Source organism: Enterobacter cloacae complex sp. I3, from assembly GCF_014896175.1.
Lineage (GTDB): Bacteria > Pseudomonadota > Gammaproteobacteria > Enterobacterales > Enterobacteriaceae > Enterobacter > Enterobacter bugandensis.
In genome coordinates, this window is the sequence record NZ_JADBQZ010000011.1 from 147,074 (window position 1) to 166,286 (window position 19,213).

General features: G+C 54.3%; 22 protein-coding genes. 14 read left to right on the forward strand and 8 right to left on the reverse strand.

The window, feature by feature from the left end:
* The first annotated feature begins 114 nt into the window (after nt 1-114).
* The 10 genes from exuR to IM271_RS10820 all read left to right on the forward strand — a co-directional run bounded on the left by exuR (nt 115) and on the right by IM271_RS10820 (nt 5,987).
* Nucleotides 115-891, forward strand: a complete 777-nt coding sequence (exuR, locus tag IM271_RS10775) for a transcriptional regulator ExuR (RefSeq protein WP_028014506.1) — start codon at nt 115-117, stop codon at nt 889-891.
* 343 nt (nt 892-1,234) lie between these two features.
* Nucleotides 1,235-1,897, forward strand: coding sequence for a DedA family general envelope maintenance protein YqjA (yqjA, locus tag IM271_RS10780; RefSeq protein WP_008503144.1), 663 nt, complete (start codon nt 1,235-1,237; stop codon nt 1,895-1,897).
* 2 nt (nt 1,898-1,899) lie between these two features.
* The gene (mzrA, locus tag IM271_RS10785; RefSeq protein WP_045260108.1) at nt 1,900-2,283 is read left to right on the forward strand and encodes an EnvZ/OmpR regulon moderator MzrA; all 384 of its coding nucleotides are present in this window, start codon (nt 1,900-1,902) and stop codon (nt 2,281-2,283) included.
* A gap of 143 nt (nt 2,284-2,426) precedes the next feature.
* Entirely contained in the window at nt 2,427-2,795 is a 369-nt protein-coding gene (locus IM271_RS10790; RefSeq protein WP_028014508.1) for a DUF1090 domain-containing protein, read from the forward strand.
* Between the two features lie 29 nt (nt 2,796-2,824).
* On the forward strand, nt 2,825-3,130 hold the full coding sequence (locus IM271_RS10795) for a YqjD family protein (protein WP_008503141.1): 306 nt from the start codon (nt 2,825-2,827) through the stop codon (nt 3,128-3,130).
* Between the two features lies 1 nt (nt 3,131).
* Nucleotides 3,132-3,530, forward strand: a complete 399-nt coding sequence (locus IM271_RS10800; protein ID WP_041907961.1) for a phage holin family protein — start codon at nt 3,132-3,134, stop codon at nt 3,528-3,530.
* Nucleotides 3,527-3,823 carry a YqjK-like family protein gene (locus tag IM271_RS10805; RefSeq protein ID WP_014885330.1) on the forward strand — a complete coding sequence of 99 codons (297 nt, stop codon included), beginning with the start codon at nt 3,527-3,529 and terminating at the stop codon, nt 3,821-3,823. Before IM271_RS10800 ends, IM271_RS10805 begins: the two co-directional genes overlap by 4 nt.
* A 241-nt stretch (nt 3,824-4,064) precedes the next feature.
* Nucleotides 4,065-4,457: a DoxX family protein gene (locus IM271_RS10810; RefSeq protein ID WP_014833394.1), complete on the forward strand. Its 393-nt coding sequence runs from the start codon at nt 4,065-4,067 to the stop codon at nt 4,455-4,457.
* 72 nt (nt 4,458-4,529) lie between these two features.
* Nucleotides 4,530-5,516 carry a glutathione S-transferase family protein gene (locus tag IM271_RS10815; RefSeq protein WP_045260107.1) on the forward strand — a complete coding sequence of 329 codons (987 nt, stop codon included), beginning with the start codon at nt 4,530-4,532 and terminating at the stop codon, nt 5,514-5,516.
* Between the two features lie 105 nt (nt 5,517-5,621).
* On the forward strand, nt 5,622-5,987 hold the full coding sequence (locus IM271_RS10820) for a DUF805 domain-containing protein (protein ID WP_028014511.1): 366 nt from the start codon (nt 5,622-5,624) through the stop codon (nt 5,985-5,987).
* A gap of 41 nt (nt 5,988-6,028) precedes the next feature.
* Here the strand turns inward: IM271_RS10820 and yhaJ are convergent, their stop codons facing one another.
* Nucleotides 6,029-6,931, reverse strand: a complete 903-nt coding sequence (gene yhaJ / locus IM271_RS10825; RefSeq protein ID WP_003862655.1) for a DNA-binding transcriptional regulator YhaJ — start codon at nt 6,929-6,931, stop codon at nt 6,029-6,031.
* A gap of 104 nt (nt 6,932-7,035) precedes the next feature.
* Between yhaJ and IM271_RS10830 the strand changes: the two genes are divergently transcribed.
* Nucleotides 7,036-7,737 carry a pirin family protein gene (locus IM271_RS10830; protein ID WP_193052580.1) on the forward strand — a complete coding sequence of 234 codons (702 nt, stop codon included), beginning with the start codon at nt 7,036-7,038 and terminating at the stop codon, nt 7,735-7,737.
* Nucleotides 7,738-7,790: 53 nt separating this feature from the next.
* On the opposite strand, the gene IM271_RS10835 is transcribed toward IM271_RS10830, so the two are convergent.
* Nucleotides 7,791-9,092 carry a serine dehydratase subunit alpha family protein gene (locus IM271_RS10835; protein ID WP_193052581.1) on the reverse strand — a complete coding sequence of 434 codons (1,302 nt, stop codon included), beginning with the start codon at nt 9,090-9,092 and terminating at the stop codon, nt 7,791-7,793.
* Nucleotides 9,093-9,112: 20 nt separating this feature from the next.
* Nucleotides 9,113-10,444 carry an amino acid permease gene (locus IM271_RS10840; RefSeq protein ID WP_041907950.1) on the reverse strand — a complete coding sequence of 444 codons (1,332 nt, stop codon included), beginning with the start codon at nt 10,442-10,444 and terminating at the stop codon, nt 9,113-9,115.
* 349 nt (nt 10,445-10,793) lie between these two features.
* On the opposite strand from IM271_RS10840, the gene IM271_RS10845 reads away from it, so the two are divergent.
* From IM271_RS10845 to IM271_RS10855, 3 genes are read left to right on the forward strand one after another with little or no spacing between them, the layout of a single operon-like run.
* Entirely contained in the window at nt 10,794-11,243 is a 450-nt protein-coding gene (locus IM271_RS10845) for an STM2901 family protein (protein ID WP_045260104.1), read from the forward strand.
* A 2-nt stretch (nt 11,244-11,245) separates the two neighbouring features.
* Nucleotides 11,246-11,563 carry a DUF1493 family protein gene (locus IM271_RS10850; RefSeq protein WP_045260103.1) on the forward strand — a complete coding sequence of 106 codons (318 nt, stop codon included), beginning with the start codon at nt 11,246-11,248 and terminating at the stop codon, nt 11,561-11,563.
* A 21-nt stretch (nt 11,564-11,584) separates the two neighbouring features.
* Nucleotides 11,585-12,070 (forward strand): type VI secretion system tube protein TssD, encoded by a 486-nt coding sequence (locus IM271_RS10855; protein WP_048338835.1) that lies wholly within the window; start codon nt 11,585-11,587, stop codon nt 12,068-12,070.
* Between the two features lie 56 nt (nt 12,071-12,126).
* Here the strand turns inward: IM271_RS10855 and pflB are convergent, their stop codons facing one another.
* From pflB to tdcA, 5 genes are all read right to left on the reverse strand, one after another.
* On the reverse strand, nt 12,127-14,421 hold the full coding sequence (pflB, locus tag IM271_RS10860) for a formate C-acetyltransferase (RefSeq protein ID WP_192971920.1): 2,295 nt from the start codon (nt 14,419-14,421) through the stop codon (nt 12,127-12,129).
* 15 nt (nt 14,422-14,436) lie between these two features.
* Entirely contained in the window at nt 14,437-15,645 is a 1,209-nt protein-coding gene (gene tdcD, locus IM271_RS10865) for a propionate kinase (protein WP_192971921.1), read from the reverse strand.
* Between the two features lie 29 nt (nt 15,646-15,674).
* Nucleotides 15,675-17,006, reverse strand: coding sequence for a threonine/serine transporter TdcC (gene tdcC, locus IM271_RS10870; RefSeq protein WP_028014517.1), 1,332 nt, complete (start codon nt 17,004-17,006; stop codon nt 15,675-15,677).
* Nucleotides 17,007-17,015: 9 nt separating this feature from the next.
* Nucleotides 17,016-18,005, reverse strand: coding sequence for a bifunctional threonine ammonia-lyase/L-serine ammonia-lyase TdcB (gene tdcB, locus IM271_RS10875; protein ID WP_023326154.1), 990 nt, complete (start codon nt 18,003-18,005; stop codon nt 17,016-17,018).
* Between the two features lie 96 nt (nt 18,006-18,101).
* Nucleotides 18,102-19,022 (reverse strand): transcriptional regulator TdcA, encoded by a 921-nt coding sequence (gene tdcA / locus IM271_RS10880; protein ID WP_045260099.1) that lies wholly within the window; start codon nt 19,020-19,022, stop codon nt 18,102-18,104.
* Nucleotides 19,023-19,213: the final 191 nt, after the last annotated feature.

Sequence of the window (19,213 nt, forward strand, 5' to 3'; positions counted from 1 at the left end):
GAAAATGCGTTTCACCGAAGCCGCCCCCGGGCGGCTTTTTTAATGGCAAATTCTGGAGAGTATTCCGTGAAAGTGGTATAACAAATCATCTGCCGTACCCAGCCTGGAGCGCATATGGAAATCACCGAACCACGTCGTTTATATCAACAACTTGCTGCCGAGCTGAAAGATCGCATCGAGCAAGGGGTCTATCTTGTCGGTGATAAACTTCCCGCCGAGCGCTTTATCGCGGATGAAAAAAGCGTAAGCCGAACCGTGGTGCGTGAAGCGATTATCATGCTGGAAGTGGAAGGCTACGTTGAGGTACGCAAAGGTTCCGGCATTCACGTTATTTCTAATCAGCCTAAACACTCTCCGGTGGCGGATGAAAGTCTTGAATTCGCCAGCTACGGTCCGTTTGAGCTGCTCCAGGCTCGCCAGCTGATCGAAAGCAATATTGCCGAATTTGCCGCCACGCAGGTGACCAAGCAGGACATCATGAAGCTGATGGAGATCCAGGAGAACGCTCGCAAGGAAAAATGTTTCCGTGATTCCGAGTGGGACCTGCAGTTTCACGTTCAGGTCGCCCTGGCAACCCAGAATACGGCGCTGGCGGCAATCGTTGAGAAAATGTGGACTCAGCGCGTTCACAACCCGTACTGGAAAAAACTGCACGATCATATTGATTCCCGTACCGTGGACAACTGGTGTGACGACCACGATCAAATTCTTAAGGCGCTGATTCGTAAAGATCCCCACGCCGCGAAGCTCGCCATGTGGCAGCACCTGGAAAACACCAAGCAGATGCTCTTCAATGAAACCAGCGACGACTTCGAATTTAACGCTGACCGTTATCTTTTTGCCGATAATCCTGTCGTTCATCTCGATACGGCCCCGAGCGGCGCAAAATAGGCGACCTTTCTACCGGCAGGCGCTTCGCTGCGCCTCCCCGCCTGAATGGGTAAGCAAAACATATATAGTGTCAGCCTTTGTAAAATCCCTCGCTCACTTTCAGGGCTTACGCCAAAATCACCTCACCCTGCAAATTCTGTGACGCAGAACGTTGGGCTTTGTTACAATTGGATTCACTTCGTTATTTTGAAAGTTAGTGCTTGCTAACCAGCCAATTAACAGGGAACAGTGTTGGCCACACCGCAATGTGTCCGCGAGCGACCATAATGAAATCACAACAATGTCGCCGTGCTGTTTGTCCCGGATAACAGGCGAGACGTTAACCGATTTCCAGGAACACTGAATGGAACTTTTGACCCAACTGCTGCATGCCCTTTGGGCGCAGGATTTTGAAACGCTGGCCAACCCTTCCATGATTGGCATGCTCTATTTTGTCTTGTTTATGATTCTGTTCCTTGAGAATGGTTTGCTGCCTGCAGCCTTCTTGCCGGGTGACAGTTTACTGGTGCTTGTCGGCGTGCTGTGTGCCAAAGGCGCAATGGCGTTCCCGCAAACCATTTTATTACTGACCGTCGCGGCCAGCCTTGGCTGCTGGGTGAGCTATATCCAGGGAAGATGGCTGGGCAATACCCGAATAGTACAGAACTGGCTTTCCCATCTGCCTGCGCACTATCACCAGCGGGCACACCACCTGTTCCATAAGCATGGGCTTTCCGCGCTGCTGATTGGCCGCTTTATCGCCTTTGTGCGCACCCTGCTGCCCACCATTGCCGGGCTGTCCGGGTTGAGCAGCGCACGCTTCCAGTTCTTCAACTGGATGAGCGGCCTGTTATGGGTTCTGATCCTGACGACGCTGGGCTATGCGCTGGGTAAGACGCCGGTCTTCATGAAATATGAAGATCAGCTGATGTCCTGCCTGATGCTGCTGCCTGTTGTTCTGCTGGTCTTCGGCCTGATCGGCTCGCTGGTTGTCCTGTGGAAGAAAAAATACGGAGCGCGAGGTTAACGATGGTTATCTCACCGCTCGCCATGCGCCGCTTTGCCTGTGCCTTTATTGCACTGGTGATGCTTAGCGCCGTACTGCTGGCCTGGAACACGCTTTCACATCAGGAGGCTACGCTGGCCATTCGCCCGGTAAACCAGGGGGGCGGTGTGCCTGACGGTTTTTCTGTCTGGCATCATCTGGATGCAAACGGCATCCGCTTTAAAAGCATCACCCCTCAGGACGATGTTTTACTGATTAAGTTTGATTCCCGTGCGCAGAGCGCTGCCGCGAAAGCGGTTCTTGACCGTACGCTGCCGCACGGCTATATCATTGCCCAGCAGGAAGATGACAACCCGCCAGCCGCGTGGTTATCATTGATTCGCGATACGTCGCATCGGTTTGGATAACTTCCTAGATTCCGAATCTTTTCACTCACTTTGGTGAATCCCCCGTTTACTTACTATGCTTAAGTACGCGGAGCACCCCTCGAATGTACTCCGCATCATTTTGGATAGCGGCTAACCCCGCAGCACAATGGAAGGTTTCGATAATGAAATTCCGCATGACCCTGGCTCTGGCCCTTTTTTCTTTAAGCACAACGACCTTCGCAAACTCTCTCTGTCAGGAGAAAGAACAGGATATTCAGCGTGAGATCGGTTATGCCGAAAAGCATAACAATCAGCACCGTGTTGATGGTCTCAAAAAAGCGCTGAGCGAAGTGAAAGCGAACTGTTCAGACAGCAAGCTGCGTGCCGATCACCAAAAGAAAATCGCTGAACAGAAGGACGAGATAGCCGAGCGCCGTCAAGACCTGCAGGAAGCGAAAGAGAAAGGGGATGCGGAAAAAATTGCTAAGCGCGAGAAGAAGTTGAAAGAGGCGCAGGACGACCTGAAAGCGCTGGAAGCTCGCGATTATTGAGTTAACGGAAATCTCAACAGGAGAGAATCATGTCAAAAGATACGACGTCTGAACATCTGCGCGCTGAACTGAAATCCCTGGCCGATACCCTTGAAGAGGTGCTGAACTCCTCTGCCGATAAGTCGAAAGAAGAAGTAAGCAAGCTGCGCAGCAAAGCGGAGCAGGCGCTGAAAGAGAGCCGCTACCGCCTGGGTGAAACCGGTGATGCACTGGCGAAACAGACCCGTGAAGCGGCTGCGCGTGCAGATGAATATGTGCGCGACAATCCATGGACGGGAGTTGGTATTGGTGCCGCAGTGGGTGTGGTACTGGGTGTCCTGCTGACGCGTCGTTGATATGGAAGATCCTCGTCACGCACAAGGGCCTGCTAATAACGTCCTCGGCATCGGCCAGCGTATTTTAACGACGCTGGTTGGGATTGCCGAAACGCGCGTCCGGCTGGCAGTGGTCGAACTGGAAGAGGAGAAAGCGAACCTCTTCCAGATGCTGCTGATGCTCGGGCTGACCATGCTCTTCGCCGCGTTTGGTCTGATGAGCCTGATGGTGTTAATCATCTGGGCCATTGACCCGCAGTATCGACTTAACGCGATGATTGCCACGACCGTCGTTCTGCTGGTCGCGGCGCTGATTGGCGGCATATGGACGATGCGTAAAGCGCGCAGGTCCACTTTCCTGCGCCACACGCGCCAGGAACTGGCTAACGATCGCGCCCTGCTGGAGGATGACAAGCCGTGAGCGATAAAGCGGAACGTCAGAAGCGAAAAGCGTACCTGTTGAGTCAGATCCAGCAGCAGCGGCTGGATCTGTCTGCCAGCCGCCGTGACTGGATCGACGCGACGCGACGGTTTGACCGTGGCTGGAATACCTTCCTGAGCCTGCGTTCGTGGGCGCTGGTCGGCAGCAGCGTGATGGCTATCTGGACGGTTCGTCATCCGAATATGCTCATCCGCTGGGCCCGACGCGGTTTTGGTGCCTGGAGCGCCTGGCGTCTGGTCAAAGCAACGTTGCGGCAACAACAGCTGCGGTGATAAACGCAAAACGGTAACTCAGGTTACCGTTTTTTGTTTTTGCCCTTCTCCCCGTGGGCTGAGGGCACCAGCGCGCACCTGCCCTTACTCAATATCTTTGAAGAAGATTGACAGTTTTCCTTGCTAACAATTGCTACCCGCCCCGTTTACACTCCTCTCCATCGACAGCAGAGCCGCGGTATCTACCCGGAATTGCAGACAAATAATGTTTAGCCGCTTATGTGGTTTCCTGGAGAGTAAAATGAAAAAATTAGAAGATGTTGGTGTACTGGTCGCGCGTATTCTGATGCCAATTCTGTTTATCGTGGCAGGCTGGGGCAAAATCACCGGATATGCGGGTACCCAGCAGTATATGGAAGCCATGGGCGTTCCGGGGTTCCTGCTGCCGCTGACCATTCTGCTTGAGTTTGGCGGCGGCCTGGCGGTTCTGTTCGGCTTCCTGACCCGCACCACCGCGCTGTTTACCGCAGGCTTCACCCTGCTGACCGCGTTCATCTTCCACAGCAACTTTGCGGAAGGCGTGAACTCACTGATGTTTATGAAAAACCTGACCATCGCGGGTGGCTTCCTGCTGCTGGCGATCACCGGCCCAGGCGCATACAGCATCGACCGCGTTCTGAATAAGAAATGGTAAGCACGCTATACTGAATAAACACAAAGCGAGGAGACATCTCCTCGCTTTTGCTATCTGACGGAGGAGTAAAAAATGGGACAACTCGTAGACGGCGTCTGGCAGGATGTCTGGTATGACACCAAATCCACCGGTGGACGCTTTAAGCGCTCTGTTTCGGCCTTCCGTAACTGGCTGACCGCCGACGGCGCACCCGGCCCGAGCGGCGAAGGCGGCTTCTCGGCGGAGAAAGATCGTTATCATCTTTATGTTTCCCTCGCCTGCCCGTGGGCCCACCGCACGCTGATCGTGCGCAAGCTAAAAGGCCTCGAATCTTTGATTCCGGTTTCGGTGGTGAACCCATTGATGCTGGAAAACGGCTGGACGTTCGACAGTGATTTCCCCGCCGCGACCGGTGATGACCTGTATCACCACGATTTCCTGTACCAGCTCTACCTGCGCGCCGATCCGCACTACACCGGGCGCGTGACCGTGCCGGTGCTGTGGGATAAGAAAAACCAGACGATAGTCAGCAATGAGTCCGCGGAAATCATCCGCATGTTCAATACCGCGTTTGATGCGCACGGCGCCCGCGCCGGGGATTACTACCCGGTCGAGCTACGCGAGAAAATTGACGAGCTGAACAGCTGGATTTACGACAACGTCAACAACGGCGTCTATAAGGCCGGTTTCGCCACCAGCCAGGAAGCGTATGACGAAGCGGTCGGAAAGGTGTTTGAATCGCTGGAGCGCCTGGAGCAGATCCTGGGCCAGCATCGCTACCTGACGGGCGATCGCCTGACGGAAGCGGACATTCGCCTGTGGACCACGCTGGTTCGCTTTGACCCGGTCTATGTCACCCACTTTAAGTGCGATAAACACCGCATCAGCGACTACCTGAACCTGTATGGTTTCCTGCGAGACATCTATCAGATGCCGGGGATCGCGGAGACGGTCGATTTTGACCATATTCGCACTCACTATTTCCGCAGCCACAAGACCATCAACCCGACGGGCATCATCTCCATTGGCCCGTGGCAGGATCTGGATGAACCGCACGGGCGCGACGTGCGTTTCGGATAATTATTTAGGGAATCAAGTGATTCCCTTTTTTAATTCACAGCATACATCTATCCTTACCTCGATCGCTTAGAAAACAAGTGATTGACTGATTAAGAGGCAAGGAAAATGGACTGGTATTTAAAAGTACTGCGCAACTACGTTGGATTTGGTGGCCGCGCCCGCCGCAAAGAGTACTGGATGTTCGTTCTGGTGAACTTCGTCCTGATTATGGTGCTGGGCATCGTGGATAAAATCCTCGGCTGGGAGCGCGCCGGCGGTGAAGGCGTACTCACTACGATTTATGGCTTGCTGGTTTTGCTGCCTTCATGGGCCGTGCTGTTTCGTCGTCTCCACGACACCGATCGTTCGGCGTGGTGGCTGCTGTTGCTGTTGATCCCGCTTGTCGGCTGGATCGTGATTTTAATTTTCAACTGTCAGAGCGGGACGCCGGGCGAAAACCGCTTTGGTCCGGATCCTAAGATCGGCGCGTAAATTACTGCCCGGTGGCGCTTACGCTTACCGGGCCTGCTCGCTTATTTGTTGTGATGCGCAAAGAGCTTTGGAATTTCGCGCAGGCACCACGATTTGGCTTCGCCCATGCTGTCGCGGCGCCACGCCATAATAATGTCCACTTCGCTGGTGTACTCCGGGCTCACCACCCTTAGTCGCCCTTCCGCAATATCTTTTTCCACAAACGGGTAAGGCATCGTCGCCACGCCCAAACCGGCCAGCAGCGCCTGCCGCTTGTCTTCCAGTGACGTGACCGTCAGACGCGGCTGTTTATCCAGCAGCTGGACCGTCAGCACCGGACGCTCGCGCGCGGTATCCGCCACCGCCACGCCGCGGTACTTCACGCGCGTCACTTCAGAGAGCGGCTCCGGCTCCTGGTGAATCGGGTGATCCGGCGCGGCGACGTAGACGTTCATGACGCTGTAGAGCTTGCGCGAGTTGATTTCTGACGATGAGCGGAAATGCATGTCAGGCGCAATGACGATATCCGCCCTGCCCGTCTCCAGACGCTCCCACGCCCCGGCCAGCACCTCGGTGATGATCGACAGCTGCGTATTGGCCTTCGCCGCCAGGCGGTCTACCAGCGGGAACAGCGCTTCGGTCGGCACCAGCGCTTCGGTGACTAACGTCAGGTGGGTTTCCCAGCCTCGCGCCAGCGCTTCGGCGTCCGTGGTGAGCTTGTCCGCCGCTTCCAGCAGCACGCGACCTCGCTCCAGCAGCATCCGCCCCACGTTGGTGAATTTTGTTCGATGACCGGAGCGATCGAAGAGCACGACGTCCAGCTCTTCCTCCAGTTTTTGCATGGTGTAGCTTAGCGCAGACGGAACGCGCCCCAGTTCATCTGCCGCCGCGGCAAAGCTGCCGCGCCGGTCAATCGCGTCCATGACGCGAAGCGCCTCAAGCGTCAATGCTCTCTCTTTAGCCATCTCGTTCTCATTCAGGAAATTTGAACATACCAGGCAGAATATCTGGCTAACAATGCAGCGTCCATACCTTTACCATTGTTTTAGTGTAAAGAGAGGTCAAGTTTATGATTACGACAAGAACAGCGAAACAGTGCGGACAAGCCGATTTCGGTTGGCTGCAGGCCCGCTACACCTTTTCCTTTGGACACTACTTTGACCCTAAACTCCTCGGTTACGCTTCACTGCGCGTGTTGAACCAGGAAGTGCTCGCCCCGGGCGCCTCCTTCCAGCCGCGTACGTATCCGAAAGTCGATATCCTGAACCTGATCCTGGAAGGCGAGGCAGAATACCGCGATAGCGAGGGCAATCATGTCCAGGCAAAGGCTGGCGAAGCGTTGTTAATTTCCACGCAGCCGGGCATCAGCTACAGCGAGCATAACCTCAGCAAAGACAAAACGCTGACGCGCATGCAGCTGTGGCTCGACGCCTGCCCTGAGCGAGAAAACCCGCTGGTGCAGAAAATAGATCTGAAGAGCGATAAACAGCAGCTGATTGCCTCGCCTGACGGCAGCAAGGAAAGCCTGCAGCTGCGACAGCAGGTATGGCTGCACCATATCGAACTGAAAAAAGGTGAACAGGCAAGCTTCCAGCTGCACGGCCCGCGCGCCTATTTGCAGTCCATTCACGGTACGGTGCATGCGGTAACGCACGCGGAAGAGAAAGAAGCGCTCACCTGCGGCGACGGGGCGTTTATTCGTGACGAAGCGAATATCACCCTGGTAGCGGATACGCCGCTGCGCGCGCTGCTGATTGATTTGCCGGTGTAAGAGTTGCTCGATCGGTCCCTCTCCCCTTTGGGAAGAGGGACGAATGCCAATCGCTACACCTTACTCGCCATAATCTCAATAATCTGCCGGTCCGTTGCCTGCATTGAGCGGCACGCCAGGGCGCACAGGTTAGAGATAGACTGTTCCACGTCGTGGGCCACAATTCCTTCGTTACCCGTCACGGCTGTATCATCCAGCGCCATCATCACGGCTTTCCAGGCGCTGGTGACGCTGGTCGAGACTTTCATGGCGCAGCTGTTAGACGCCCCGTCGCAGATCATCCCGCTGACGTCACCGATCATACTGCCGATGGCCATTGCTATCGTCTGATAGCTTCCGCCCATCAGCCACGCCATCCCTGAGGCGGCCCCCATACCGGCCGTTGTCGCCGCACACAGCGCGGACAAACGCGGAAGCTGGTAATGGATGTAGATAGCCGACAGATGCGAGAGCATCAGCGCCCGCGCCAGCCGTTCGTCATCGGCCTGAACATGTTCAGCGACCACGACAACCGGCATGGTGGCTGTAATTCCCTGATTCCCGGAGCCCGAGTTGCTCATCGCCGGCAGCGTCGCGCCGCCCATGCGGGCATCCGAGGCCGCGCTGGTGCGGATAACGATGTCTGAACCCAGATCCTGCGCCATCCATCCGCGTGCGCGCTGCTTATTGAGGGTGGTGCCAATGTGTAGCCCCCACTTCCCGCTAAGCCCTTCACGAGAGAGCGCGTCGTTCAGTTGCCCTGCTTCCAGGATAAAGCGGATCGCCTCGAACGGTACCTGTTCGACAAACTCCAGGATCTGCGAGAGCGTGGTGTTTGACAGTACAGCCAGCGGATCGTTACTTACCTCGGCCTGCCGCTCGTCAAGACTGAAGCGCGTTTCGCCGTGACAAACCACCTCCACCACGCGGGTATGTCCGCCCGCAATGGTCACCATGGCCGAGGCCTCACCGGCGTAGACGCAGGCACGTGAATAGAGGATCTCATCGCACGGCTCCTGCAATTTCACCTGCACCAGACCGGCGTTAAGCATTGCTTTGGCCCGCGCCAGCGCATCGGCGGTGACATCTTTCAGCACTTCCAGCCCCGCCTGCGCATTGCCACCGATGGCACCCAGCGCCGCCGCAATGGGCAGCCCGACCATGCCGGTGCCCGGCACCGTTACGCCAAGCCCGTTCTTCATCAGATTCGGCGATACCCACGCCTCAATCTTCGTGACGTCGCCGGGCAGTTGCTCTGCGGCAATCGCACAGGCAAGGGCCAGAGAAACGGGCTCGGTGCACCCCAGCGCAGGCTTAACTTCTTCCTGCACTACGCGAATAAAATGATTCCATAAAGGATGAGTTTGCTCAGACATCGTTACGACCTTATTTGCCCTCAGGAAAATGCGAGGAAAGGAGAAACACAAAGCAGCAGCCCAGTGATGACAATAATCACCAGCGATACGCCCTTATATTTATGCAGCGCCGGTACCTTGTAGACCAGCCATGCAGGGATCAGGCAGCCCACCATGCCGAAGATGGGGCTACAGATAGAGGTGAAGCTCAGTACCGGCGCGTTTAACACGATCGCGCTCCAGGCCAGCAGGATAGCGAACAGCATGATCCCGCGCTGGACGATGCTTTCATTAATACGTTCAGCCGGCATTTTACGGCGCAGGATATTCATCACGATCCCCTGCGTGGCTTCGCGGAAGCCGAGATAGACGCCGAAAAAGGCGGTCATCACGGCAAAAATATTGAGGATCACGCTGACGATTTTGACCCAGCCCGCGCCGTCGCCGCTGATAAACTGCGCCGCAATCGCCAGGGCTGAAATGTTCTGCTCGTAGGCTTTCACCGCTTCGTCGTGTCCCATCGCCAGGGTGAAAGAGACGGCGTAGAAGAAGACCGTGACAAAGAGTATGCCAAAGGCGATATTCATCGCCCGCAGCGCCTTATGACGCGCCACCTCAACGGATTTTTCCCGTGAACGATAGGAAATCACCATCGGGCTTAAGGTCTGGATAAACAGAATGGAGGTTAAGGTAAAGGGCAGTGTAATAATGGCATTTTTTATCAGCAACCCCATCGGCGGCAGCATACCCACGTTGGCTAAATGCCAGAGGCCGATCATCGAAAGCCCCAGCGCCGCCACCACAAATAATTTGGTCAGCACCATTAGGCTGGACACTTTAAACAGCAGCTTTTCACCGCGCGAAGAGATGGCGACCAGAATACAGATCAGGAATAAGCCGTAGAAGGGATTTTCCGACAGCAACCCCTCGGTGACACCGAAGGTGTGCAAATAGGATGCGCTGTCGTTGGTGATAGCCGTGGAATAGACAAACATCCAGATGACCAGCATCACGAAATAGAGCGCACCTAATAAGATGCCCCAGTTTTTACCTAAATAACCGCTAATCACGCTCGGGTAGTCTTTACATTCCGGGGATTCCGCCAGCGTATTAATAAATAAACGCTGGAAGAGGTACATGGCCGGATAGCCAATAATCGAGGAGAGCAAAAAGACCCACAGCCCCATTAGTCCAACCTGCACCGGAAGAAAAACGATACCCGCGCCGATAGCCATCCCGATACTCATGATGACCCAGCCCGTGTCGGTGCTGTCGAATTTGATCGCCTCTCGCCATTCGCTTTCGCTCATTCCCGCCCGCCTTGCCGCAGGGGAATCACTCACAATCACACTGCTGTTTGTTGCCATATTCATTGGGCACTCGCTTATTTTGTAGGGTAAACAATTGTTTTTATTAGGTTCCGATCGCCAGCGATTGCGAGTCAGAGAGTGCAGGTGTGTGTTGTTGGTATGGGAAGATCATATCCGTAGCGCGGGAGAAAAAAGTCACAATCTTTATGCGGACTTCCTAAATTTAGAGAAAAAAACGCCTCATTTTTAATGATGTTTGGTAAAAAATTCTAAAAGTGACGAATTTCACAGAATCAATATATTTAAGAAATGGATCTTTTTTAAGAATTTATAAAGAGGATTGTTCTACTTTATGCCTTCAAATTTTTATACGATAGCATCACTGAAACCACTCTATTATTATGGCTATGATATGGATACCGTTGAAGAGCTCAATGGAACATACTTCTATAAAGGTGTATGTAATATCTCGGCGTCTGAGTTATTTTTTTGGATTTTCCTTGATACTACCGATGAACAGTTCGGTGGATTAAAAGATGCAGTAATGATGGCTACTATGATCCTTGGTTTACCTATACTTGAGACCAGAACAAAGCCAGAAACGGCTACTATAGGTACTTCCGTGGCTTCTAAGTATCTTCGTGATCTTCTGAATGTACAGCTACCACACCGATTACCTACGATTACCCTCGCAAGCTTTAAATACCGAAAACCAATGTATACCAAAAACTTAGGTGCATTCATTGGTCGATGGATCCCTGCATTGGGGATAACCATACTTGCTGCTGATCTTGCAACGATAAGTTACAAAACACTCTCACGATATAATACGATTGCTCACCCTAAAGATCGGATTTGGTGAATATGAATAGTGAAAATGATGTTTTGAAGTTCTTCAGGGAAAATTTACCAGAACAGGGAACATTTACGGGCAAGAGGATCCCGCTCGAGTTAGACGATGTTTTACAGGATTACACCGATCTGGATGATATCGTTTATGTCATTGAGAAGTTTGAGAAAAAGTATCTTATCAATGTGCCCACGCAAAACTATTTCCCCTGGACTCAAACTTGGTTTTTCAGAAAATGGTTTACGCAAGAACCCGTTAAACAAATATCGAAGCCATTAACCGTAAGAATGTTTGCTGAGGCGGTAAAAGCAGGCACATGGATCCACCACTGATTTTCGAAAGGAGCATGATTTATGGCTGTACCGGTTCATATTTGGTTTTTTGACGATGGCGGCTCACTTATTAAGGGTTCAAGTGATGTACAGGATCGGGAAGGGAGTGTTGAAATTAGAGGGTTAACCCATAATTTAAGTATTCCAACAGATCCTCTTTCCGGGAGATTAACCGGAACGCGCAAACATGCCCCTTTCTTGTTCGAGAAGGAGATAGATAGTTCATCTCCGTATCTTTATAAGGCTGTGGCTACAGGGCAAAACCTAAAAAAAGTTGAGATAAGATATTATCGAATTAACGATGCGGGAAGGGAAGTTGAATACTTCAGAACTGAACTGGAAGGTGTAAAGGTCGTATCAATCTCCCCTATTGTTAACGATACACGTAACTGTCCCGGTACGGGCCATCTTGAATCCATTCAGTTGAGATACGAAAAAGCAATCTGGACTTACTGCGATGGCAATATTCAATTTTCTGATGCATGGAATGAACGAACATCTGCATGATTTTTAGCAGACAAAAAAGCCCCCTTATCTGAAGGGGGCGGATTATTTGGCCTGCGTCACATCGCCTGCGTAAACGTCCTCGAAATCACGTCCTGCTGCTGCTCGCGCGTCAGAGCGTTAAACCGTACCGCATAGCCGGATACGCGAATTGTCAGGTTCGGGTAGTTCTCCGGATGGGCAATGGCATCCAGCAGCATCTCCCGGTTCATGACGTTGACGTTCAGGTGCTGCCCGCCCTCAATAGACGCTTCGTGATGGAAGTACCCATCCAGCAGCCCCACCAGGTTGGTTTTGCGCACCAGTTCATCCTTGCCCAGCGCCTGCGGCACAATGGAGAAGGTATAGGAGATCCCGTCTTTCGCGTAGGTAAACGGCAGCTTGGCGACCGACGTTAGCGAAGCCACCGCCCCTTTCCTGTCGCGACCGTGCATCGGGTTGGCGCCAGGCGCAAACGGCGTGCCGCCGCGGCGTCCGTCCGGCGTGTTGCCCGTTTTCTGGCCGTAGACCACGTTGGAGGTGATAGTCAGGATCGACTGAGTCGGCACCGCGTTGCGATACGTCGGCAGCGCCTGGATCTTCTTCATAAATCGCTCCACCAGGTCGCAGGCGATGCTGTCCACGCGATCGTCATTATTGCCGTACTGCGGATAGTCCCCTTCGATGACGAAGTCCACCGCCAGGCCGCTGTGGTCGCGCACTGGTTTCACCGTGGCGTACTTAATCGCCGACAGGGAATCCGCCGCCACCGACAGCCCGGCAATGCCGCAGGCCATGGTGCGATAGACGTCACGATCGTGCAACGCCATCAGCGAGGCTTCGTAACTGTACTTATCATGCATGTAGTGAATGAGATTCAGCGCGCTGATGTACTGCACCGCCAGCCAGTCCATAAAGTGGTCGAGGCTCGCCATCACGGTGTCGTAATCCAGCACGTCGTCCAGCAGCGGCTCGGTTTTCGGGCCGACCTGGATCTTCAGCTTCTCGTCCACCCCGCCGTTGATCGCGTACAGCAGCGTTTTGGCGAGGTTGGCGCGAGCGCCGAAGAACTGCATCTGCTTGCCGATCACCATTGGGCTGACGCAGCAGGCAATGGCGTAGTCGTCGCTGTTGAAGTCGGCGCGCATAAGATCGTCGTTCTCATACTGCAGCGACGAGGTGACGATCGACACCTGCGCGGCGTATTTCTTAAACGCGATCGGCAGCTGTTCAGACCAGAGGATCGTCAGGTTCGGCTCCGGCGCGGGCCCCATGGTATGCAGGGTATGCAGGTAGCGGAAGCTATTTTTGGTCACCAGCGTACGGCCATCCAGCCCCATGCCGCCGATCACTTCCGTGGCCCAGATCGGATCGCCGGAGAAGAGCGTGTCGAACTCCGGCGTGCGCAGGAAGCGCACCATGCGGATCTTCATGATGAAGTGGTCGATCAGCTCCTGGGCCTGCACCTCGTTCAGCCGCCCCGCCTGCATGTCTCGCTCAATGTAGATATCAAGGAACGAGGCCGTACGCCCCAGCGACATCGCCCCGCCGTTCTGGGATTTCACTGCGGCAAGGTAGGCAAAATAGACCCACTGCACCGCTTCCTGCGCGTTCATCGCAGGACGTGAAATATCAAAGCCATAGTTCGCCGCCATCTGCTGGATCTGCAGCAGCGCGCGCCTGTGCTCCGCCAGCTCCTCGCGCAGGCGGATCGTTGCCTCCAGATCTTCGCCGCGCTCTAGCCTCCCCTGAAGATCGGCGAACTGAAGTTCACGCTCGCGCACCAGATAGCTGATGCCGTACAGCGCCACACGGCGGTAATCGCCGATAATGCGCCCGCGCCCGTAGCCGTCCGGCAGACCGGTCAGCACGCCAGATTTACGGCAGCGCATCATCTCCGGGGAGTAAACGTCAAACACGCCCTGGTTGTGGGTTTTACGCAGGTCGGTAAACAGGTATTCGAACTGCGGATCCATTTCCCGCCCGTAGGCTTCGAACGAGCTGCGGATCATATTGATCCCGCCGTACGGATGCAGGGCGCGCTTGAGCGGCTTGTCGGTTTGCAGGCCGACGATCGTCTCAAGATCCTGGTCGATATAGCCCGGTCCGTGGGCGGTAATGGTGGTGGCAATGTTGGTGTCGAAATCCACCGGAGCGTGGGTGGCATTCTCCTGGCGAATGCCGACCATCACCTTCTGCCACAGCGCCGTCGTTGCTGGCGTCGCCTGCGCGAGGAAAGCTTCATCGCCTTCATAAGGGGTGTAGTTATGCTGAATAAAATCGCGGACGTTAACGGCGTTTTTCCATTCTTCACCGCGAAACCCGGCCCATGCGTCGCTGTAGGGCGCGACGCCCGTATCGATTGTTACTTTCATGTGATTCTCGCTTTATCAGGCGTAAGCCGCGGCCGGGATGACCTTCCCAAGACGGAGGGCGTCCAGCGCGATCATTTTTTCTTCGTTGGTAGGGATAACCGCGCAGGTCACGCGGGACGACTCGGTGGAGATGACGCGCTCACCCGCGCTGCCCGGCAGAGCGTTTTTCGCCTCGTCGAGCGCGATGCCAAACACCTTCAGATGTTCCGCCACCAGCGCGCGGATCAGCGTGGAGTTTTCACCGATGCCGCCAGTGAAGATCACGCCATCCAGACGGTGCAGAGACGCGACGTGACCGGCGATATGCCGCGCTATGCGGTGGACAAAGGTCTTTATCGCCAGCTGTGCCCGGTCATTGCCGTCATGCCAGGCTTTCTCCAGCGCACGTAAATCGGAGGAGATACCGGAGATGCCAAGCAACCCGGACTCTTTGTTGACCACGCGCTCCAGATCCTCGAACGACTGGCCGGTCTGCTGGGCAATCCACGCCATTGCGCCGAAGTCCACGTCGCCGCAGCGCGTGCCCATCACCAGCCCCTCCAGCGGCGTCATCCCCATTGAGGTATCGACGCTTTTACCGTTGCGCACCGCGCAGATGGACGCCCCGTTGCCGAGATGGGCAATCACCAGGCCGCTGTCATCGTATGACAGCCCGAGGAGCGCGTGTGCCTGCGCGGACACGTAGCGGTGAGAGGTGCCGTGGAAGCCGTAGCGGCGCACGCCCAGCTCTTCAAAATAGCGGTACGGCAGACCGTACAGATACGCCTGCGGCGCCATGGTCTGGTGGAAGCTGGTGTCAAATACCGCCACCTGCTGCACGCCGGGGAACAGGCGCTCTGCGGCTTCCACGCCGCTCAGATTGGCGTAGTTATGCAGCGGCGCCAGCGGGGAAACCAGGCGGATCTGCTCAATGACCTCTTCCGTGATGAGGGTCGACTCGCTGAAGAGATCGCCGCCGTGAGCGATGCGGTGGCCAATCAGGGCCACGCTGCTCATCAAGTCGCGTTTCTCCAGCTCGAGGGCGATGGCGGCCAGCGCCCCTTCGTAGTCCTGGTGAGCCAGTCTGACCGGCTCACCCCCGTTCACGGAAATACAGGCTTTTTCAGTGTTGATGCCGTCCGCAATGCCCGTCAGCAGGGCATCGCAGCCTGCTGCGTCCAGCACCGAAAACTTAACGGAGGACGATCCGCAGTTAATAACCAGTACTACCGGAAATTCAGTCATGTATTACTCCGCTCTTCCTGAGCTTTGGCTTAAAACAGTTTGTAAACGATATTCAGAATGGTCAGCAGGCCGACCACGGTCACGAAGATGTTCTCGGTCCGGCCTTTGTATTTCGCCAGCGCGGGCGCTTTACGAATGGCGTACATCGGCAGCAGACACAGCAGAGAGGCGATAATTGGCGCCCCCATGGCTTCAATAAGGTCGAGAATGTTCGGGTTGGCGTAGGCCACAATCCAGGTGGAGCCCATGATGAAAATCATGCTGATGGTGTTCAGCTTGCCGACGGAGACGTTCTTCTTATCGCCCTTGTAGCCGAACTTGAGGATCAGGCCGTTCAGCCCCTCCAGCGTGCCCAGGTAGTGGCCGAAGAAGGATTTAAAGATAGCGACCAGCGCGATGATGGAGGCGCCGTATTCCAGCACCGTGGCGAACGTGGATTTACTGCCCGACATCGAGGCAAAGTGGTTCGCAAGGTAAGAGAGCACCGGAATGTTCTGCGCTTTGGCATCCGCCATGTTCTGCGGAGAGAGCGTAAACAGGCAGCTAAAGGCGAAGAACATCACCACCGCCACCATCAGCAGGCTGGCGCGACCGATGATTTTGGAACATTTCTGCTCGGTGAATTCTTTCCCGAACTCCGGCTCGTACTCTTCGCGCTTGGAGACCACAAACGAGGAGACGATGGGCGAGAAGTTAAAGGAGAAGACCATGATGGAGATCCCCAGCCACACCGTGACCAGAATGCCGTCATGACCGGTAAAGGCGATATCGCTCAGGTTGACCTGGTCGATCACCGCCGAGTTCCAGTACGGGATCAGCGACAGGGAAATCAGCACCAGGCTGGCAATGAACGGGAACACCAGGTAGCTCATCACCTTCACCATCAGGTCTTTCCCGAACCAGATCACAAAGGCCATCAGCAGCAGCAGGAACAGCGCCACCACGCCGCGGTTCAGCGCAGGCATCTGGAGCTGGTTTTCCCAGAAGGTCATAAAGGTGTTAGTAATGGTGACGCCGTAAATCCACAGCAGCGGGCAAATGGCGAAGAAGTAGAGGAAGGTGATCACCACCCCACCGGTTTTCCCGAAGTGCTCTTCCACCGTCTCGGTGATGTTGCCGGAGACGTTGCTGCCGGACAAACAGAGGCGCGCCAGCGCGCGGTGGCAGTAAAACGCAATCGGGAAGGCGAGTACCAGCATCAGCAGGATGGGGATCAGTCCGCCAAAGCCTGCGCGAATGGGGAAGAACAGCACGCCTGCGCCAATGGCGGTACCAAACAGGCCGAGCGTCCATGTGGTGTCAGACTTACGCCAGGAGGATGTTTTTGTCTGGCCAACGATAATGCTTTCTGTGTTGCTCATAGGTCACCTTTATGCGTCAACGAAGCCGGTAATTTGGGAAACACGGGAGAGATCGATATTGCCGCCGGAAATAATGCAGACGGTTTTACGGCCCTGAATATAGTGGTCAAGCTTGCCGCTTAATAACGCCGCGCAGGCCAGCGCGCCCGCACCTTCCGTCACCACTTTATTTCGCTGAATAAGGGCAATCATGCTGTTGCGAATATCGTCTTCACTCACCAGCACAATGTCATCGACCAGTTCACGAACAATTTCGAAGGTTAATTTACCCGGACGAGACACGTCGCAGCCGTCGGCTAATGTGCCGGTAACGCGATGGTTGGTTATTTCTCCGGCCTGCCAGGAAGCCGCCATTCCGTGAACGTTTTCAGACTGTACGCCGATAATATTGATTGTCGGGTTGATGGATTTAATTGCTGTCGCAATACCGGCAATTAAGCCGCCGCCGCCGATAGGGACAATCACGTTATCCACGTCGTAAAGATCTTCGAGAATTTCGAGGCCGATGGTGCCCTGCCCGGCAATGACTTTCGCATCGTCATAAGGCGGAATAAATATGCGCCCCTCCATCTCGACGATTTCGCTCACCTTAGCGATGGTGTCGTTAAAGTTCTCGCCGTGCAGCACCACTTCCGCCGAATAGTCGCGGGTAGCGGCGACCTTGGATTTTGGCGCGCCCATCGGCATCACCACTTTGCCGTCGATACCGAGCATGGCGCAGGAGAGCGACACCCCCTGAGCGTGGTTTCCTGCGGAGCAGGCCACTACCCCTTTGCGTTTTTCTGCGTCCGTCAACGAACTTAACTTATTAAACGCCCCGCGTATTTTAAACGAACCGGTACGCTGCATATTTTCAAACTTAAGAAATATCTCACCCTTACAGCGTTCGCTGAGATAATTTGAGCGCGGCATGCCGGTTTTATAAATTTTTCCCGCCAGGCGTTTTCTGGCGTCCTGAATATCTTCAATGGTCACCGGGAGATCGTAGGTAATGTGCATAATATCCTCGTTATAATAATTCATTGTTTTCAGGCAAAGTCAGGGTATCAGAGCGTTAAAAAGCGTCGCTCCGGGTGTTTTAAAACTTAATTATTTTTATCGTCGTTTATCGATATCCATCGACGAATATTGTTTTGCCAGTTCAACTAATACTGACGCCGATTTTTTAATACTGTAATTTTTCGACCACACGGCGGCATAGCGCGCCACGGGTAATTCATCTTCCACCGGCAGGACGATAAACTGGTCCGAACCGAACGGCGCAATCATGTCACGGGGGATCACCGTCAGGTAATCGGCATTAAGGACAAGGTTATAGATAGTGACGACGGAATCGGTCTGGACGATGTTTTCAATGCTGATGCGGTTGTCTTGCAGGGTGGTCAGGAGTTCGTTGTAGTAGCCCATATCGGTTTGCGGCATCACCCACTGCTCATGCGTAAGTGATGCCAATCTGGTCGGGCCGGTGCACGTTCGTGATTTACTCGCCACCAGCACAAACTCGGATTCAAACAGTGGCTCAACGTGAAGATCCTGAAGCAACATTCCGTCGCTCAGCGTGCCGATGGCAAAATCCAGCCGACCGTCGCGAATGGCGGGCAGGAATGAAGAGAGCTGCGCTTCATACATGGAGACGCGCGCTTTCGGGAACACTTCCCTGAATTTTTTGATCATCTCAGACAGGAAGGTGAAGCCAATCAGCGACGGATAGCCAAAGGAGACGTCCATGACGGTACTGAAACTGAGGCTGTTGATTTCGCTCACCATGTTTTTCATTTCGCGGGTGATCGACTCAGCGTATGACAGCAGCACCTGACCAGCAGCAGTGAGTTTTACGCCGGTGTTTTTACGCACCATCACTTCCACCCCGAAGTAGGATTCGATGTCGCTGATGATTTTGCTGACGGCGGGTTGCGTCAGGCCTAGTTGTCTTGCGGCAGAACCTATGGAGCCACTTTTAATGACTTCCTGAAATACCACGAGGTGCTGAGTTTTCGGTAGAATAATAGTATTCATAATATTCTGCGCTTATTTCCCTATGACGCAGCGGATTCTACCCAATAATGTTTCAGGGGGTATGTGCTGTTACTCACAATTTGCTTCCCCGCGCATTTTACGGGCACAACAAGAACCTAAAAAATACTTTATAATCAATACCATATAAAATCAAAAGCACACCATTACGCTGATATCGATCAATAAAATCA

What these genes read in the sequence shown, in the direction of transcription:
- exuR (WP_028014506.1), top strand. Translation starts at nt 115, where the DNA reads ATGGAAATCACCGAACCACGTCGTTTATATCAACAACTTGCTGCCGAG.
- yqjA (WP_008503144.1), top strand. Translation starts at nt 1,235, where the DNA reads ATGGAACTTTTGACCCAACTGCTGCATGCCCTTTGGGCGCAGGATTTT.
- mzrA (WP_045260108.1), top strand. Translation starts at nt 1,900, where the DNA reads ATGGTTATCTCACCGCTCGCCATGCGCCGCTTTGCCTGTGCCTTTATT.
- IM271_RS10790 (WP_028014508.1), top strand. Translation starts at nt 2,427, where the DNA reads ATGAAATTCCGCATGACCCTGGCTCTGGCCCTTTTTTCTTTAAGCACA.
- IM271_RS10795 (WP_008503141.1), top strand. Translation starts at nt 2,825, where the DNA reads ATGTCAAAAGATACGACGTCTGAACATCTGCGCGCTGAACTGAAATCC.
- IM271_RS10800 (WP_041907961.1), top strand. Translation starts at nt 3,132, where the DNA reads ATGGAAGATCCTCGTCACGCACAAGGGCCTGCTAATAACGTCCTCGGC.
- IM271_RS10810 (WP_014833394.1), top strand. Translation starts at nt 4,065, where the DNA reads ATGAAAAAATTAGAAGATGTTGGTGTACTGGTCGCGCGTATTCTGATG.
- IM271_RS10815 (WP_045260107.1), top strand. Translation starts at nt 4,530, where the DNA reads ATGGGACAACTCGTAGACGGCGTCTGGCAGGATGTCTGGTATGACACC.
- IM271_RS10820 (WP_028014511.1), top strand. Translation starts at nt 5,622, where the DNA reads ATGGACTGGTATTTAAAAGTACTGCGCAACTACGTTGGATTTGGTGGC.
- yhaJ (WP_003862655.1), bottom strand. Translation starts at nt 6,931, where the DNA reads ATGGCTAAAGAGAGAGCATTGACGCTTGAGGCGCTTCGCGTCATGGAC.
- IM271_RS10830 (WP_193052580.1), top strand. Translation starts at nt 7,036, where the DNA reads ATGATTACGACAAGAACAGCGAAACAGTGCGGACAAGCCGATTTCGGT.
- IM271_RS10835 (WP_193052581.1), bottom strand. Translation starts at nt 9,092, where the DNA reads ATGTCTGAGCAAACTCATCCTTTATGGAATCATTTTATTCGCGTAGTG.
- IM271_RS10840 (WP_041907950.1), bottom strand. Translation starts at nt 10,444, where the DNA reads ATGAATATGGCAACAAACAGCAGTGTGATTGTGAGTGATTCCCCTGCG.
- IM271_RS10845 (WP_045260104.1), top strand. Translation starts at nt 10,794, where the DNA reads ATGGATACCGTTGAAGAGCTCAATGGAACATACTTCTATAAAGGTGTA.
- IM271_RS10850 (WP_045260103.1), top strand. Translation starts at nt 11,246, where the DNA reads ATGAATAGTGAAAATGATGTTTTGAAGTTCTTCAGGGAAAATTTACCA.
- IM271_RS10855 (WP_048338835.1), top strand. Translation starts at nt 11,585, where the DNA reads ATGGCTGTACCGGTTCATATTTGGTTTTTTGACGATGGCGGCTCACTT.
- pflB (WP_192971920.1), bottom strand. Translation starts at nt 14,421, where the DNA reads ATGAAAGTAACAATCGATACGGGCGTCGCGCCCTACAGCGACGCATGG.
- tdcD (WP_192971921.1), bottom strand. Translation starts at nt 15,645, where the DNA reads ATGACTGAATTTCCGGTAGTACTGGTTATTAACTGCGGATCGTCCTCC.
- tdcC (WP_028014517.1), bottom strand. Translation starts at nt 17,006, where the DNA reads ATGAGCAACACAGAAAGCATTATCGTTGGCCAGACAAAAACATCCTCC.
- tdcB (WP_023326154.1), bottom strand. Translation starts at nt 18,005, where the DNA reads ATGCACATTACCTACGATCTCCCGGTGACCATTGAAGATATTCAGGAC.
- tdcA (WP_045260099.1), bottom strand. Translation starts at nt 19,022, where the DNA reads ATGAATACTATTATTCTACCGAAAACTCAGCACCTCGTGGTATTTCAG.